This is a genomic window from Lactobacillus apis, from assembly GCF_003150935.1.
GTDB lineage: Bacteria > Bacillota > Bacilli > Lactobacillales > Lactobacillaceae > Lactobacillus > Lactobacillus apis.
On record NZ_CP029476.1, the window covers coordinates 1513136 to 1529555 of the forward strand.

Here is a 16420-nt window from a genome sequence, read left to right on the forward strand (position 1 = left end):
AATGCGTTCCAAATAATAACTTAGTCTGGTTTATTTTTTAGTTGAGGCAATGATCTTGTTATATTCACGAATGATATCGTAATCACTGTCTTTAGCGTAGGTATATCCTTCTTGATTATAGACACTTTCGATAATTTTCTTACCCTCTTTAGAATGAGCAATCGAAATGAATGCCTTAGCTAGCTTCTTTTGGAAAGCTTTTGGCAAACTTGGAATAACCGAGATTGTGTCGTTTGGAATTCTTTGTGAGAAATAGATTGGCACAACTTGCTCCATAATCTTAGGTTCGTCGGCCTTAACGTTGTTACGGGCATCCTCAAAGACGAAGGCTGCATCCGTGTCACCGTTAAGTACGTTTAGTACGCCTTGGTCTGCACCCTTAACTGAAACAATCTTGCAGCTCTTAGTTACATCGAGTCCTTTTTTCTTCAGTTCTGCTACTGGGAAAACATAACCGGAATCAGAAGTAACATCTTGAACAGAAATTGACTTACCCTTTAAGTCCTTCCAGCTCTTAATTGATGAACCTTTCTTGACTAAAATTTCACTTCTGTATGAACTAACCAGTTTCTTGGTTGCTACACCACCAGGTTGTTTAATGCCGTAACGAACTGATTGCAAAAGCAAGTCAGCCGCACCTTGCTTGTGAGCCAAAATGTATGCATCAGATGGTAGGAAACCAACTTCAACTTTCTTTGACTTCATTGCTTCTACTAAGCCGTTATAGTCAGTTGACATTGAAACGTGAACTGGAATACCTAGACGCTTTGACAACAATTTTTCCATTGGCTTTGCCCGAGCTTCGAGCTTGTTGGCACCAACGCTAGGAACAAATTGGACATTCAGCGACTTCGGCGTACCGTCACTTTTTGAAGTTGATTTACCACTTGAGCAGGCAGTTAAACCTGCGGTTAAAAACAATAAGAAAAATGCTAACAGAAATTTCTTAACTTTAGACAATTTCATTTTTTACTCCTTAAAATAAACTATATTTTCGACAATCTGTTTGTTATCAATTTTTCAGATGATTAATGCTTATTATTACTTCATCTTCTTTCACAAGTGGTAAAAATCCCAACAAAAAAGAGCACGGTGTTTCCGACTACACCAAGCTCTGTTTGATATTGTTATTAGCAAAATGAACAAATAAGTCTGCCATTGAAAAAAGTTGTAGTTGCCCAAAAAATTTATTTGTTACATTCTTTGTTCTCATTTTTCGGTACCTTTCTCAAAAAGCAGCATTACGTTCGTTGCAATAAAATAATATCATAAATATTCGCAATTTTATACAAAATTAGCGATAATATTTAAATTATCGTTTAAAAAATATAACAATCACGAACAAAGAGGTAGCAACTTTTTTACGATACAAAAAGGCATACACCAAGGTGTATGCCTCAAATTTTTAAATTCAAGATTATTTAAGTGGCTTATTATCAACGTCCGTACGTACAATAAGTACATCAGCCAATGCATGCTGGTTAACGTATTCTGTTACTGAACCCATTAACATTCTCTCAACCGCGTTAAGACCAGTAGCTCCCATAATAATCAAATTATTATGATGATCTTTAATAAAGTCATAGGAAATAATAGCTTTCGGACTGCCATAGCGGATATGGTAATCAAGATCATCAAAACCTAGGTTGTCATGAGCCCAAGTCTTCAGACTCTTAAGATACTTTTCTGCATCTTGTGTCATCTGATAAACAGTATCACCGGTAATTAGTGTATCCTGCATTTCCCCTAAAAATTGTCTAGTATCAATGACATTTAGAACATCAACGTGGGCATTTTCAGCCATTGCGATTTTAACTGCTTTATCAAAGGATCTTTCAGCTGATTCTGAACCGTCAACTGGAACTAAAATTTTGTCTTGTTTCATACTTGTGTCCTCACCCTTTAGAAATTCTTTCTAAGCTTATTTTAACATAGTTTTGCTAGCAGTTACTTTTTTTATAATTGTTTGGACATAGCTTTATTGTTAAAATGGATTTTATGTCAGAAAGTAAGGGTGGAGAATGCAATGACGATAAAATTAGAAAATCAATTACTTAACATCAAAAATGGTCGTAACTTTCGTGAGTTAGGCGGCTATCAAACTAAAGACGGCAAAACGATTAAGAAGCATAAATTAATCAGAACCGCTAACTTAGCATCACTTGATGAAAATGACCTTAAATATCTACAAGATTACGGCGTAAAATACGTTGTTGACTTCAGAAGTAAAGATGAAGTTGAACGTGAACCAGATCGTGTCCCAGAAGGTGCAACTTATGATTTTGACCCTGTTTTCAGTGAGGACTTGACTGAGTCATCAAAAGGAATTGATGAAGTCTTAAGTCAAGATAATCAAAACCCTAAAGATGGCTATAATCATATGTTTATCGCCTACGATGACATGATTAAAAGTGAATCAGCTCAACGTGCATACCGAAGGTTCTTCGATGTCTTGCTTGCAAATGATGAAGAAAACCGTAGCGTGATTTTTCACTGTACAGCCGGCAAAGATAGAACTGGTTTTGCGGCACTTTTGGCACTAACTGCCTTAGGCGTTCCGCTAGACACAATTAAGCAAGACTATCTTTTCACCAATGCCGCAACAACAGACTTTGTTAACGGTCTTCTTCAAAAAGCAAAAGATGAGGGCGCAAACGAAGCAGGCTTAAGCAACCTAAAAGACTTACAAACTGTGCATCCCGAATATATTGATCATGTTATTGAAACATTACAACGAAATTATGGTGGCGTTGAAAACTATTTACATGATATGATGAAAATAACTGATGAAGAGATCAGTAAGTTGCGTAAAATTTATCTTAATTAATATTAAAAAGGAGACACAAATGAACAAAGCAAAGACTGTTTACTTTGGTGCTGGCTGGTTCAACGAAAAACAAAATAAAGCTTACCAAGATGCGATGAAAGCTTTAGACGCCAACCCAACCATTGATCTTGAAAATAGTTATATCCCACTCGACAACCAATACAAGGGAATAGATGTTGGTAAGCACCCTGAATACTTACATGATCGTGAATGGGCAACTGCAACCTACCGTGGTGATTTAACTGGTATTAAGGCAAGTGACATCATGATTGGTGTTTACTTACCTGAAGAAGAAGATGTTGGTCTTGGGATGGAACTTGGTTATGCAATGAGCCAAGGTAAATACATTGTCTTAGTTATCCCTGACGAAGATTACGGTAAGCCAATCAACTTAATGAGCTGGGGCGTTTGTGATAACGCAATTAAAATTAGCGAACTTAAGGACTTTGACTTCGACAAAGCACGTTTCAATTTCTACGATGGTGCTGTATATTAATGCGCATCGTGATAAAATAATCATGAATAATTGATTTGATATCCATCTGAATTCATACAAAAAAGCTCTATCGGTGAAATAGAGCTTTTTGTGTTAACTATAAAAATAAGGCAAATTTAAATCTTATTTTTGCAATAACAATTAATTAGCCTTGGCAAGATAATTTAAAATACTAAACATTGCTTCTTGATTAGCAGCAGGTATTACTTTACTGATAATTTGCTCTGCTGTTTGATTTAAGACTGAGCCTTTAATGTACTGTGCATCATTTACTACAATTTCATTGATATTGTTTTGTTCAGGTTCCAAGTGAAACTGCAGTCCGATAGCTTTGTGACCTAAAACGAATCCTTGATTAGTCAAGTTTTCGTTAGAAAAAAGCACATCGGCTTCTTCAGGTATCTCAAACATTTCTTCATGCCAATGTAAAACAGTTAGTTCTTGTGGCAAATCACTAATCTTGTCTGACTTTAATTCAACTGGTGCCCAGCCTACTTCTTTTACCGGCGCCTTTATAATCTGGCAACCTAGTGTTTTGGCAATTTGCTGTGCACCGTAGCAAACACCCAGAATAGGAACATCTTTATCTAACAGCTCCTTAATTAGTTGCCGTTCCCGCGCAATCCATGGTAAATCATCATTTGGACTCATTGGCCCGCCCAAAATAACTAAAAAGTCAGTTTGCTGCGCTGTTGGTAAGATACCAAATTGGTATGGATGATAAACATAAAAATCATGATGATGTTGTTTTGTCCACGCTTCAATTGAGCCTGGTCCTTCATTTGGGGTGTGCTGTAAAACGTTGATAATCATTTTTTCTCCTACTAACATTAACTCTACTTTTTAATTATTAATCATATCAATCTATTAATATTATTTAAAACTATTTGTGTAATTTTAGTACCGTTAACTTTAATGAAAAGTGAGTACTAATCATGAATAAAAGAAAAAGCAGATTCGGGAAATCAAATATTTTCCTAACAAATAAAGCACCATGATTTTAAAACCATGGTGCTTTTATTTTTCGAGCTTAAGCCTTATAACGTGATTTACCATTCAAATAAGTTTCACTTAAAGTCATGTCTGGATTCAAAACAATGAAGTCCGCAGCCTTATCAGGTGCAATCGAACCACATTTGTCTAGGACATTAGCACTTTTAGCTGGAACATAAGATGCCATCATTATAGCTTCTTCAGGAGTTGCTGCATTCCAGTCAACAACATTTTTCACTGCTGTATTTAATTGTAAAATACTGCCGGCAAGATTATCGCCATCTTTTAAGCGAGCCATACCATCTTTAACGTATACAGGTAATTCGCCAAGCATGTAGTCGCCATCAGGCATCATTCCTGCTTCCATACAGTCGGTAATTAAACAAATGTGCTCTGGACCCTTGACCTTAATTAACGTGCGAACCATTTCCTTCTTAACGTGATGACCGTCACAGATTAATTCATCAGTCACATTGTGTAAGTCCATTGCTGCATTGGAAATTGAAGAATCATGATGTGATGGATCAGGCATTCCGTTGAAAGTATGGGTAAACATAGTTGCACCCGCTTCAACACATCTTTTAGCTTGATCATATGTAGCACTTGAGTGACCTAATGATACAACAACGCCTTCTTTTGTTACTGTGCGAACAAATTCTTTAGCGCCTGCACGTTCTGGAGCAAGTGAGATTTTATTTAGCAAACCTTCAGATTGGTCACGCCAGTCATTAAATTGCTTAACACTAGGGTCTAGTAAGTACTTAGGGTTTTCTGCCCCAGCATGTTCAGCAGTAAAGTATGGTCCTTCGAAGTGTAAACCTTGGATTTTTGCACCAGTCTCTTCACCTTTATGTGCACCAAACATTTGACAAATTCTAGTCAAAGTAGCTTCATCAGCAGTATATGTCGTTGGTAGCCAACTGGTAACACCGGAACGTAAAAATCCTTCAGAAAGACGGTTGATTCCATCCCATTCACTTACCATTACATCTTCTTTTAGTGAACCGTGAACATGTGTATCAACTAATCCGGGCGCAATCCATTTACCAGTATATTCGACAATTTTACCTTCTGGCTTCTCATCTTCCGAGTAATAAAAGCCAAACTTGCCGTCATCCTGGATTTCTAGATAGCCGCCATCTTCCGTTACATTTTCAAGGAAAAATTTATCTGCGTGAATATAATAGGTCATAATTTTTGCCTTTCTTTTAAAACTTGTAAATTCGCTTTCAAAATCAATTTTAGACTAATAAACTGGTCATTACCAGATGAATTATAAATATAACGGAAAGTTTTCGATTTTTAGTTATAATAGGTGTAAGAAGACTAAACAGGAAGCAAAAATATGATACAAGAACCGCAAACAGATAAACATCAAATTGGAGCTTTAACAGGTGCAAGCAAGCGTGATAACTATTATGAATTGCACTTTGAAACAGGGGAAATTGCCCGCTTTTATATCTTGGCTGATGGTATTTTCCGTCTTTTACTTGATTCAAAGCAACAATTTAATGAAGAAAATTCCGCTTTTATTCAGTTTGAACATTTTAATAACAATGCCTTTGAGAAATCACGTGTCCGTGCAACAAATGATTCCTTAATTATTCATTCCGGTAATTATCAAATCATTTTTTGGCAAAAACCAGCTATTATGAGTATTTTCGATGAAACATTGCATGGAACCCGTATGGCCCAATCCAGTCCAATTGAAGTTAGCGCGCAACAGACGACTGAATTTTTAGATCAAGATAAAAATGAATTCTATTTTGGTGGCGGCTTGCAGAACGGCTATTTCAGTCATAAAGGTAGAAAAATCAAAATTAAACGCGACCATATTACTGGAAAAGGCGGTGTCATTAGTGAAGTGCCATTTTTCTGGTCAAACAGAGGTTACGGTGAATTACGTAATACTAGACAAGCTGGAACTTATGATTTTGGTAAACCTGACTCTAAAATTACTACGATTAGTCACCAGGATCAGCTATTCGATAACTTCTATTTATTAGGCTCTACACCACAAGAAATACTCAGCAAATTTTATCGCTTAACCGGTAAGCCTGCAATGTTACCAAAATATGCACTAGGTCTAGGACATATTGGCAACTTCTGTACAACAATGTGGCAGCCAAGTAAGGCTGCCGTTCGTAACGCAACTAAAATTGACGGTGATTTTTACACACGGACCAAAAACGAAGAACTTGCATCCCATAAGGCTTCCCTCAATGGAGAAGAAAACTATCATTTCTCAGCGCGTGCAATGATTGACCGCTATCAAAAAGCCCACTTTAAGTTAAGTTGGTTTGTGCCTAATTATAATGTCACAGCCGCAAATGATGCTTTAGCCTTTTTCAATGATTATGCAGTTAATCAAGAAGTTGCTCCTGGTTTTTGGCATCAAGATAATCTTGCCCTACCAGAAAAAACCGCTTTTGCCTTTACATCAGATGCTGGTTTAATTGATTCGGATAAGGCTAAATTACAAAATCAGCTGCAAGACAAACGTGCTATTGTTTTCAGTGATAGTGGTTCTGTTGGCACACAAAAAGATGCCGCACTCATATATGGCGATGTTGGTGGCAATTGGGAAAACATTGCCACTCAAGTTGCCGGTCTTGTTGGTTCTAACTTATCAGGTCAGCCACTTGCTGGTGCAGCAGTAGACGGTACAGTTGGTGGTGGTAACGCCCAAATTACTGTACGTGATTTTGAGTGGAAGGCATTTACACCTCTACTATTCAATCTTGATGATCAAGGACAATACAGCAAAACACCGTTTGCTTATAATCGTAAAATTACGGATATTAATCACGCATACTTACAATTGCACCAACGCCTGCAAAGTTACCTTTATACTCTCAACGCCCTAGCAAGACTGGGCCAGCCAATTGTGCGTCCCTTATTTATCGATTTCCCTGAAGAACGTACCAATTATACTGAGCTGTTTAGTAGCGAGTTCATGCTCGGCGATAACCTGTTAATTGCACCAATTACCAGCGGGCGCGAAAATGAGCAAGGTGATTCACTTAAGGACAATCTCTACTTACCGGGCAAGCAAACAATGTGGATTGACCTATTTACAGGCCAAAAATATGCCGGTGGTCGGGTTTACAATAATCTTTTATATCCAACCTGGCACTTACCTGTTTTTGTCCGTGGTGGCAGTATCTTCAACTTTGGCAAACGAGATTATGTCATTTATCCACAAGGTACTAGTCATGGTGTGACCTATGATGATAATGGCACAGTTGATTTTGAAAGTAATCACAGCCAGACAAGAATCACTAGTTCGTTTGACGAAGAAAAATTGGTTGTCACAGTTGAGCCTACTGAAGGCCAATATCCTGGGCTAGAAAGTGACCAACCAACCGCTCTAACTTTGATGTGCGACGCTTATCCTGAAAATGTTGAAGTTAGGGTTAATGATCAAATCGTACCCCTCCAGGTATACGGCACACTCGATGCTTTTGCTCACGCAAGTGAAGGAATTTTTTACAATACTAACTATAGTTTGCCTGAATTCTCACAGTATCAGCTGCCAAAACAAACTGCACTTCAAATCAAGTTAGCAAGTCATGCGGTCGCTACTACAAAAATTGAAGTCACTATCCGCGATTTCTCGTACAGTAGCGAAGTTTTGGGACATGAAATCACAAGTGGCATTTTACCTTCGCCTAAGCTACCGTCAGTTGCTTCAAGCAAAATTTCAGCCCATTCATTCGAATTAGCTTGGACTCATCCTGCTGAAGTACAAGTTGAAATTAACAATCTTCTCTATGAAGGAATCGAAGGCACTAGTTTCACGTTCCATGAATTGCTGCCTAACACGCGCTACATCATTCGGATGCGTTACGTAATTGGCAATAAAGTTTCAGAATGGTCAGATCTTTTTGGTGTAATTACTAAACATGCCGCAGAAGACTATGCCATCCAAGAAATTTCTGTTACAAGCAATTTTACCAGCAAAGCTAATCATCCACTTGATTACCTAACAGACTTAAAACTAGCTAGCGAGTGGCAAACAAGTGAACCAGTAAGCCCTGAGCATCCCTTAGAATTAACTTTCAAATTTAGCGACGTTGAAAAACTAAGTCGCATGGCCTTTGTTCCACGCAACATTGATCATGAAGGTGACCCAACCGAAATTAGTCTGGCAGTTTCAACTGATAACGAAAACTACCATGTGTATGCGGACCATGTAACCTGGAAAGCAGACAGTAAAAATAAGGTAATTGGTTTGCGTGATGTGCGCGCCAAATCAGTTTGCTTAACTGTTTATCGCTCTTCCGGTCCGATGGTTGCAGCACGCGAAATAATTTTCTATCGTGCTAAAAGATAATTGATAAAGTATAGTACTAAAAAAGCAACAAACTAGCAAATCTGTTAGTTTGTTGCTTTTTTACGTTATTCAAAATGATCCCTTTTAATTGCCCGATAAATTGAAATCACTAAGACCAAAACTGCACAAAGCATTGCGACATATGCCATCGGACCAATGCTAATCGCTGCTTTTGCTTGCTCATTAGCCATCCGATTCTCCATTGCATATTCTACAATCCACTTACTGAGTAAATGTGGTGTTAAAACAAAGCTGACCGTTGCAACGATTGAGGCAACTAGAGCAGTGTTACGGGAATATGGTTCTCTAAAAAATTGCGCTAAAACACAAAAAGCAGGTGCAATCATCAATAATAAAACCCACATAATAATCAACCGACCAGCGCCACTATTCATCATTTGAGCGCTATTGGTTGCATAACGGTACTTACCCCAAAGCTGTCCCCCGGTAAAAGTATTGAGCAAACTTAACAAGTACGAACCTTGTTGACCATATACTCCACCACGGTTAGACAAAATGCCCTGAATCACTTGTAAGCCATCGGTTGAACCAGCGGCCGGAAAGTTAACCGTCACCACTTTTTTCATATAAGTAGCTAGAAACATCAAAACCGAGCCACCAAATTGAAGTGCTCGTAACATGTTCAATTTACGTGAAGCCTTCATTTTAAACTCAAGGCTGAGGACGCGGTCGGGATGATGACTGTGACCGATAATAAAAATTCCCACACCAACAATAATTGCTAGAATTGCCAATAGCCACCATAACTTAGCCATTACAAAGAAAATAGCCAAAACAACTATTGCTACAGCAACATAAGGCCGATCTGAAAAAATTTCCCAGAAATTTAGTTTTAAATGACGATATTCAGTACGTGTTGTCGAAGCAGTATCCTGTTCAGACAACTTGTTTTCAGCGGACCGATTAGGCACTTCTTGCTGTTCACCCGCATATTTTTTACGGTACTCACTTCTTGTCATGTGTGAATCCTGACTCATACAACACCTCTTCCTTTCAGAAACAATATCCTAGCACGTTTTTAATTCGAGGTTGCACGTTTTTATAAATTTTTAGCAATTTTATTGTGCTAGAATAAAAAAAGATGTTGTTTTTTTGAAAATTTTAAAAAGAAAGATGAGGATATTTTGAAAAGTTCAGATCAATTACCCGACGGATGGCATAAAGCCTTTTATACCCTATGGTTAGGTTGTTTTATTACCGGTATGGGGTATTCCATGACAATGCCCTTTATTTCGCTTTTTATCGCTGATCTTGGGCATTACAGCAAGTTTCAAATCAGTATGTACTCCGGTCTTGCATTTGCAATGACCTTTATTGCCCAGGCAATAGTGTCACCTTATTGGGGAAACCTTGCTGACCGTAAGGGGCGTAAACTCATGTGTATGAGAGCTTCTGGCGTCATGGCCTTAACTATTACGGCAACCGGATTTGCACCAAACGCGATTTATATCATTGTGATGAGATTCATTCAAGGAGCTTTTTCCGGTTATATTAACAACGCAACAGCACTTATTGCTGGCGAAACACCGCATAGAAAAAGTGGTTGGGTAATGAGCCAGATGATGACAGCAGGGACTGCTGGTAACCTCGTTGGGCCACTACTTGGCGGTGTTCTATCAAACTTTTTTGGCAACTGGCTTGGCGGTGCTTGGGGTTATCGTATTCCTTTCTTCATTACTGGTTTTTTAATGGTACTAGTTTTTCTTGGTTCAACCTTTTTAGTACAAGAGAAATTTACACCAATTTCACGTGAAGAGATGAAACCAATGAAGGAAATTATTCATACCCTGCCTAACGTTAAATTGATTTTTGCAATGTTCATCACTACCCTATTAGTGCAAGCTGCCAACATGTCGATTGACCCGATTGTTTCGCTATACGTTAAATCGATGATGCCAAACAGTAAGAATATTGCCTTCGTTGCCGGAATAGTTGCTGCTACTCCGGGCCTTGGAACTTTACTTGCGGCCTCAAAAATCGGTCATAAAATGGATGAAATTGGCCCGCTAAAAATTTTACGTCTTGGCTTAATCGTTGGTGCAATTCTGTTTGTACCAATGGCTTTAACTAATTCTCCTTGGGCCCTTGCAGGTTTACGTTTTCTACTCGGTATTGCCAGTGCCGCAATGCTTCCTGCAGCTCAAACTGTATTGACACTTAATACGCCAGCAGAAAGTTTTGGTCGAATCTTCAGTTACAACCAATCGTTCCAAGCTGTCGGTTCCGTTTTTGGTTCATTAATGGGATCAACTATTTCAGGTTTGTTTAATTATGCAACCGTCTTTTGGACAACTGGTTTCACCCTATTAATCAACTTTATGCTTATAATCTTTTTCAGTTTAAAGAAAAACACTAGCAAGTAAAAAGCTAACCAGAAATTCCTGGTTAGCTTTTTTATTATTCATTTTATTTTGCAGCTGGTTTTGCTTTTGTCTTATTCATTACAATGATAGTAACTACAAAAGTTAAAAGACTCAGTATTAATAAACCTAACACAGCGTAGTTAACATGGGTAGCAGCCGATAAAGTTGTAAAGGCAGTTGTCATTAACGGGCTAACAACCAGTAAAACCGTGTTTATTAGGCCAACCGATGATGCCAGAATTTTACGGTCAACTGTAGTAACTAGCCATTGCGTTAATTTGGGACCTGCAATTCCGGCAAAGAAGCCCATTAAACAATAAGTAATCAGGCAACAAATTAATTGTTTGCCCATAATTGAAATACAGACAAAGGTAGCTGCAACGTTTGCAAGTAAGACAACCAAATAAAGGGAAATATTTTTAAATAATCTAGTTCCAGCAATGCTGCCTAAAGCTGCTCCAACGCCTGCCATTGCACCGACTAAAGCAATTGTAAAACTATATGTACCGATTAGCATTGTTTGACGATTACCAGCTATCACGATTGACAATAGAGGCTCAATCGTACTTAAAACGCCATTCAGTAAGGCAATAACTAAAACTGTGGTCAAAAGTCCACCAGCCTTTTTTACTTGTTTTAAAGCCAAAGCCATTGTTGCCCAGTAGCTTCGGTCGTCTACTTCCTGGACTTTGTCTTGTGCTGTATCCTTGTGCTGCTTCCGCGAAATACTAAGATAAATCAAACCTGCTACGATAAATGTTAGTCCATTAATAACAGCTAGCACAGAATAGGACATAAATAGTAACAACCCTGAACCAATAAATTGACTAATCAGTGTAATTACTTGCGACACTCCGGTAGTAAAACCCTCTGCTTCACCAACTTCATCTTCTTTAACTAAATCAACAATTAAAGGAGTGCTTAGTCCACTTGAATATGTTCCAAGAGTATCTGAAATAAAGTTAATCACAATTACGGTCATTACTAAGTTCCAGCCAGCAATATTTTGACTGAATAGAAAACCAACCAATAAATAGAGCGCTCCTCTAATCATTGCCAGCCAAACAATCTTAGAAAATTTATTGTTTGTGCGGTCTGCAAAATAACCGCCAAAACTAGATAAAAGGCGTGGAATAGACTCAGAAATTGCAATTAACGACAACGCAAGTGAGTAATTTTTTAACCGACTGGCATAGGTCATTAAAGCCAAATAAAATAGAATGTCTCCCGCACTTGATAAGATGCTGGCAATCGAAAACTTGCGGTATTCTTTATTTCTTAAAAAAACAATCATCTTTTCACTCCTAAATATACTTCTTTACAATTATTATATTTGAGTTAGAATTTTAAATTAAAAAGTGTCATATATGAAACAATATTTTTAAGGATATACTAAAAATGACTATCGGCAATTTACTTAAAGAGTATCGGATTAAGGCTGGTAAAACACAACGTTCATGGATTGGTGAGATTATCAGTCCGTCCTTTTATTCAAAAGTTGAAAAGGGCTTAAGCCGTATTTCAGCGGAAGATTTAATTGAATTATTAAGACGAAATCGTGTCGATCTTGCGTCTTTTTTTGATGAAATTGATTACCAAACCAAATCAAATGATGCACTAGAAAAAGAAATAATTAATCAAATCACCGATGCTTATTATGATTGCGACCTTAAACACCTAAAAGAAATTAAACGAACAATCATTAATAGTACTTTTGCAGATAAAGATGAGCTTTTGCTGCGTGTTGATTCAGTGTTAGCAATAATAGAACAAACAACTGAAAAGCTAAGTGCAAAAGAAAAGAGCGAATTAAAAAGTAAATTCTTTAATGCCGAAAATTTCGATCGAGATACAATAACCATTTTTTTGAACTTTATGTACTTTTATGATTTTGGTAGCGATTTGGTGATTACTAAGAAAATTTTTCGCCAATTTAAAAATAGTAATGCCGAGGACACTCAATTCATTGTTTTAGGCATTTTAATTAATATGATTGAAATGTGCATAAGCGAGAATAAGTATACTGATGCTTGGGAACTAATTGAGATGTCCAAGCAAGTTCCAACTAAACCAATTACTTGTTTCAGCAAAATGCTCTTATTGATTTTAGAAAATCTGCTTAAGTATCGCGATGAACCAAAGCAAGTCTACATCGATAATTGCCAAAAAGAAGTTGAACAACTTTCTCTAATTGGTATGACCGAGCTTAGCAAAAGCTGTCAAAGAATGATTGATGAAAATATCAAGACGACAAATTAGTATATGTGCTTTGAATTTTATAGATAACTTGCTGTATAATCATTCCTGTTAATAAACATGGAGTATTCAGCCAAGTTTTAAGTTACGTACTCACAATAATTACAAGCAAAAACCCCGAAATCAAGATAACTTAATTTCGGGGTTTTTAAATCTTTCGTAACTATGCTAAATCTGCACCGTTAGTGTCGATAACTTTCTTGTACCAATCAAATGATCTCTTCTTGTAACGATCAAATGTTCCGTTACCCTCATCGTCTTCATCAACATAAATGAAGCCGTAGCGCTTAGACATTTCACCTGTTGAAGCACTAATCAAATCAATACAGCCCCAAGGAGTATAGCCCATTACGTCAGCACCATCATCTATTGCTTCAGAAATTGCTTCGATGTGTTCACGAAGGTAGTCAATTCTGTAATCATCATCAACATAATGATTTTCATCAGGCTTATCAATCGCGCCCAAACCATTTTCAACAATGAACAATGGTTTTTCGTAACGATCTGACAATTCGTTAAGCGCAATTCTCAAACCAGTTGGGTCGATTTGCCAACCCCAGTCACTAGCCTTCAAAAATGGGTTCTTAACACCACCCAACAAGTTACCAGCGGCAGTTTCTTGATTTTCATGAGTTACATCAACTACTAGTGACATGTAATAGCTGAAGCCAATATAGTCAACAGGATTCTCAGCAAGCAAGTCAAGTTCTTCATCATTGTAATCAATATCACTTAACTTAACACCATCACGAGCTAGTAAGCTCTTAGTGTAAGCTGGGTAATGACCACGAACTTGTACATCAGTACAGAAGAAATTATTAACTTGGTTATCTTGCAAAGTAGCCAATTGATTCTTGGGATCAGAATCATAGCTATAGGTAGTTCCATACGCAATCATACAACCAATCTGCATATCAGGATTAATCTCGTGACCAATCTTAACAGCTTTAGCGCCAGCAACAAATTGATTATGCCATGCTTGGTAGATATTCTTCTTATTACCAGCACCATTGCTCAATACCAAACCTTGACTCATGATTGGAAAATGAGTTGCACTGTTAATTTCGTTAAAGGTCATCCAGTATTTAACCTTGTCCTTATAACGCGTTAAAACTGTGCGTGCAAAGTTCTCATAAAAGTCAATTAGCTTTTTATTCTTCCAACTACCGTATTCAGTAACCAAGTGGAGTGGCATTTCATAGTGTGAAATGGTAATAACTGGCTCGATGTCATACTGTAAACATTCATCGATCAATGCGTCGTAGAACTTAAGCCCTTCTTCATTTGGCTGCTCTTCGTCACCGTTAGGGAAAACTCTTGACCAAGCAATTGAGAAACGATAGCATTTGAAGCCCATTTCAGCAAAAAGCTTGATGTCTTCTTTAAAGTGATGATAGTGATCAATACCAACATGGTTTGGGTAAGTATATTTAGGATTGAGCTTAAAATCAAAGTCAGGTGAAGCGATAATGTCCATTCGCTCTTTTCCACCAGGCAAAACATCTGCAATCGATAAACCTTTGCCGCCTTCTTGGTAAGCACCTTCTAATTGGTTAGCAGCAGTTGCGCCGCCCCATAAAAAGCCTTTTGGAAAATTATTAGTCTTCATCATAGAATTTTTCCTTTTCGTCAAATTCACTGATAGTTTTCTGAGCTATTACGCAAAGTGAACTATTATGCTAAATCTGCACCGTTAGTATCGATAACTTTCTTGTACCAGTCAAATGATCTCTTCTTGTAGCGGTCAAATGTACCATTACCTTCATCGTCTTCATCAACATAAATGAAGCCGTAACGCTTAGACATTTCACCAGTTGAAGCACTAACTAGGTCGATACAGCCCCAAGGAGTGTAGCCCATTACTTCAGCACCATCTGAAATTGCTTCAGAAATTGCTTCGATATGTTCACGAAGGTAGTCAATTCTGTAATCATCATCAACATAGTGATTTTCATCTGGTTTATCAATCGCGCCCAAACCATTTTCAACAATAAATAATGGCTTTTCGTAACGATCTGATAATTCGTTAAGTGCAATTCTCAAACCAGTTGGGTCGATTTGCCAACCCCAGTCACTAGCCTTCAAGAATGGGTTCTTAACACCACCCATCAAGTTGCCATTAGTGGTTTCTTGATTTTCGTGAGTTACATCAACTACTGATGACATATAGTAGCTAAAGCCAATGTAGTCAACTGGGTTCTTAGCAAGTAAATCAAGTTCTTCATCATTGTAGTCAATGTCACTTAATTCAACGCCATCACGAGCAAGCAAGCTCTTAGTGTAAGCTGGGTAATGACCACGAACTTGTACGTCAGTACAGAAGAAATTGTTAGCTTGATTATTTTGCAAAGTAGCTAACTGATTCTTAGGATCAGAATCATAGCTGTAAGTAGTTGCATATAAAATCATGCAACCAATTTGCATGTCAGGGTTGATTTCATGACCAATTTTAACAGCTTTAGCGCCAGCAACAAATTGATTATGCCATGATTGGTAAATATTCTTCTTGTCGCCGGCACCATTACTCAATGTCAAGCCTTGACTCATGATTGGGAAGTGAGCTGCACTATTAATTTCGTTAAAGGTCATCCAGTATTTAACCTTGTCCTTATAGCGAGTTAAAACTGTGCGTGCAAAGTTTTCATAGAAACCAATTAACTTCTTGTTTGTCCAACTACCGTATTCAGTAATCAAGTGAAGTGGCATTTCGTAGTGTGAAATGGTGATAACTGGTTCGATGTCATACTTCAAGCATTCATCAATAACTGCATCGTAGAACTTAAGGCCTTCTTCATTTGGTTGCTCTTCGTCACCATTAGGGAAGACTCTTGACCAGGCAATTGAGAAACGGTAGCATTTGAAGCCCATTTCAGCAAAGAGCTTGATGTCTTCCTTAAAGTGGTGATAGTGATCAATACCAACATGGTTTGGGTAAGTATATTTAGGATCAATCTTAAAATCAAATTCAGGTGAAGCGATAATCTTCATTCGCTCTTTTCCACCAGGCAAAACATCTGGAAGAGATAGTCCTTTGCCGCCTTCTTGGTAAGCACCTTCTAATTGGTTAGCAGCAGTTGCGCCACCCCATAAAAAGCCTTTTGGGAAATTATTAGTCTTCATAAAAGATA

General features: G+C 37.7%; 13 protein-coding genes. 5 read left to right on the forward strand and 8 right to left on the reverse strand.

The window, feature by feature from the left end; translation table 11 throughout:
• Positions 1-30 precede the first annotated feature (30 nt).
• Both DKL56_RS07190 and DKL56_RS07195 read right to left on the reverse strand, forming a co-directional pair.
• Positions 31-960 carry a phosphate/phosphite/phosphonate ABC transporter substrate-binding protein gene (locus DKL56_RS07190; protein WP_420812403.1) on the reverse strand — a complete coding sequence of 310 codons (930 nt, stop codon included), beginning with the start codon at positions 958-960 and terminating at the stop codon, positions 31-33.
• A 457-nt stretch (positions 961-1417) separates the two neighbouring features.
• Entirely contained in the window at positions 1418-1885 is a 468-nt protein-coding gene (locus DKL56_RS07195) for a universal stress protein (RefSeq protein WP_109715915.1), read from the reverse strand.
• A gap of 141 nt (positions 1886-2026) precedes the next feature.
• On the opposite strand from DKL56_RS07195, the gene DKL56_RS07200 reads away from it, so the two are divergent.
• Both DKL56_RS07200 and DKL56_RS07205 read left to right on the forward strand, forming a co-directional pair.
• Complete coding sequence (locus DKL56_RS07200) at positions 2027-2827, forward strand: tyrosine-protein phosphatase (RefSeq protein ID WP_109715916.1); 801 nt, start codon at positions 2027-2029, stop codon at positions 2825-2827.
• A gap of 19 nt (positions 2828-2846) precedes the next feature.
• Positions 2847-3323, forward strand: a complete 477-nt coding sequence (locus tag DKL56_RS07205; protein WP_046307869.1) for a nucleoside 2-deoxyribosyltransferase — start codon at positions 2847-2849, stop codon at positions 3321-3323.
• A 141-nt stretch (positions 3324-3464) separates the two neighbouring features.
• On the opposite strand, the gene DKL56_RS07210 is transcribed toward DKL56_RS07205, so the two are convergent.
• Together DKL56_RS07210 and nagA are read right to left on the reverse strand one after the other, a co-directional pair.
• Positions 3465-4136 carry a type 1 glutamine amidotransferase gene (locus DKL56_RS07210; RefSeq protein ID WP_109715917.1) on the reverse strand — a complete coding sequence of 224 codons (672 nt, stop codon included), beginning with the start codon at positions 4134-4136 and terminating at the stop codon, positions 3465-3467.
• Positions 4137-4353: 217 nt separating this feature from the next.
• Positions 4354-5508, reverse strand: a complete 1155-nt coding sequence (gene nagA / locus DKL56_RS07215) for an N-acetylglucosamine-6-phosphate deacetylase (protein WP_109715918.1) — start codon at positions 5506-5508, stop codon at positions 4354-4356.
• Between the two features lie 153 nt (positions 5509-5661).
• Here nagA and DKL56_RS07220 point away from each other — a divergent pair, with 153 nt between their 5' ends.
• The gene (locus DKL56_RS07220) at positions 5662-8652 is read left to right on the forward strand and encodes a TIM-barrel domain-containing protein (RefSeq protein ID WP_109715919.1); all 2991 of its coding nucleotides are present in this window, start codon (positions 5662-5664) and stop codon (positions 8650-8652) included.
• 65 nt (positions 8653-8717) lie between these two features.
• Here the strand turns inward: DKL56_RS07220 and DKL56_RS07225 are convergent, their stop codons facing one another.
• Entirely contained in the window at positions 8718-9650 is a 933-nt protein-coding gene (locus tag DKL56_RS07225) for a cytochrome C5 (protein WP_109715920.1), read from the reverse strand.
• Positions 9651-9797: 147 nt separating this feature from the next.
• On the opposite strand from DKL56_RS07225, the gene DKL56_RS07230 reads away from it, so the two are divergent.
• Entirely contained in the window at positions 9798-11036 is a 1239-nt protein-coding gene (locus DKL56_RS07230; protein ID WP_222710193.1) for an MFS transporter, read from the forward strand.
• A 43-nt stretch (positions 11037-11079) separates the two neighbouring features.
• On the opposite strand, the gene DKL56_RS07235 is transcribed toward DKL56_RS07230, so the two are convergent.
• Complete coding sequence (locus tag DKL56_RS07235; RefSeq protein ID WP_109715922.1) at positions 11080-12330, reverse strand: MFS transporter; 1251 nt, start codon at positions 12328-12330, stop codon at positions 11080-11082.
• A 104-nt stretch (positions 12331-12434) separates the two neighbouring features.
• Between DKL56_RS07235 and DKL56_RS07240 the strand changes: the two genes are divergently transcribed.
• Positions 12435-13295, forward strand: coding sequence for a helix-turn-helix domain-containing protein (locus DKL56_RS07240; protein ID WP_109715923.1), 861 nt, complete (start codon positions 12435-12437; stop codon positions 13293-13295).
• 160 nt (positions 13296-13455) lie between these two features.
• Here DKL56_RS07240 and DKL56_RS07245 read toward each other — a convergent pair whose 3' ends face one another.
• Together DKL56_RS07245 and DKL56_RS07250 are read right to left on the reverse strand one after the other, a co-directional pair.
• On the reverse strand, positions 13456-14904 hold the full coding sequence (locus DKL56_RS07245; protein ID WP_420812389.1) for a glycoside hydrolase family 1 protein: 1449 nt from the start codon (positions 14902-14904) through the stop codon (positions 13456-13458).
• Between the two features lie 62 nt (positions 14905-14966).
• Complete coding sequence (locus DKL56_RS07250) at positions 14967-16412, reverse strand: glycoside hydrolase family 1 protein (RefSeq protein WP_109715924.1); 1446 nt, start codon at positions 16410-16412, stop codon at positions 14967-14969.
• Between the last annotated feature and the right edge of the window lie 8 nt (positions 16413-16420).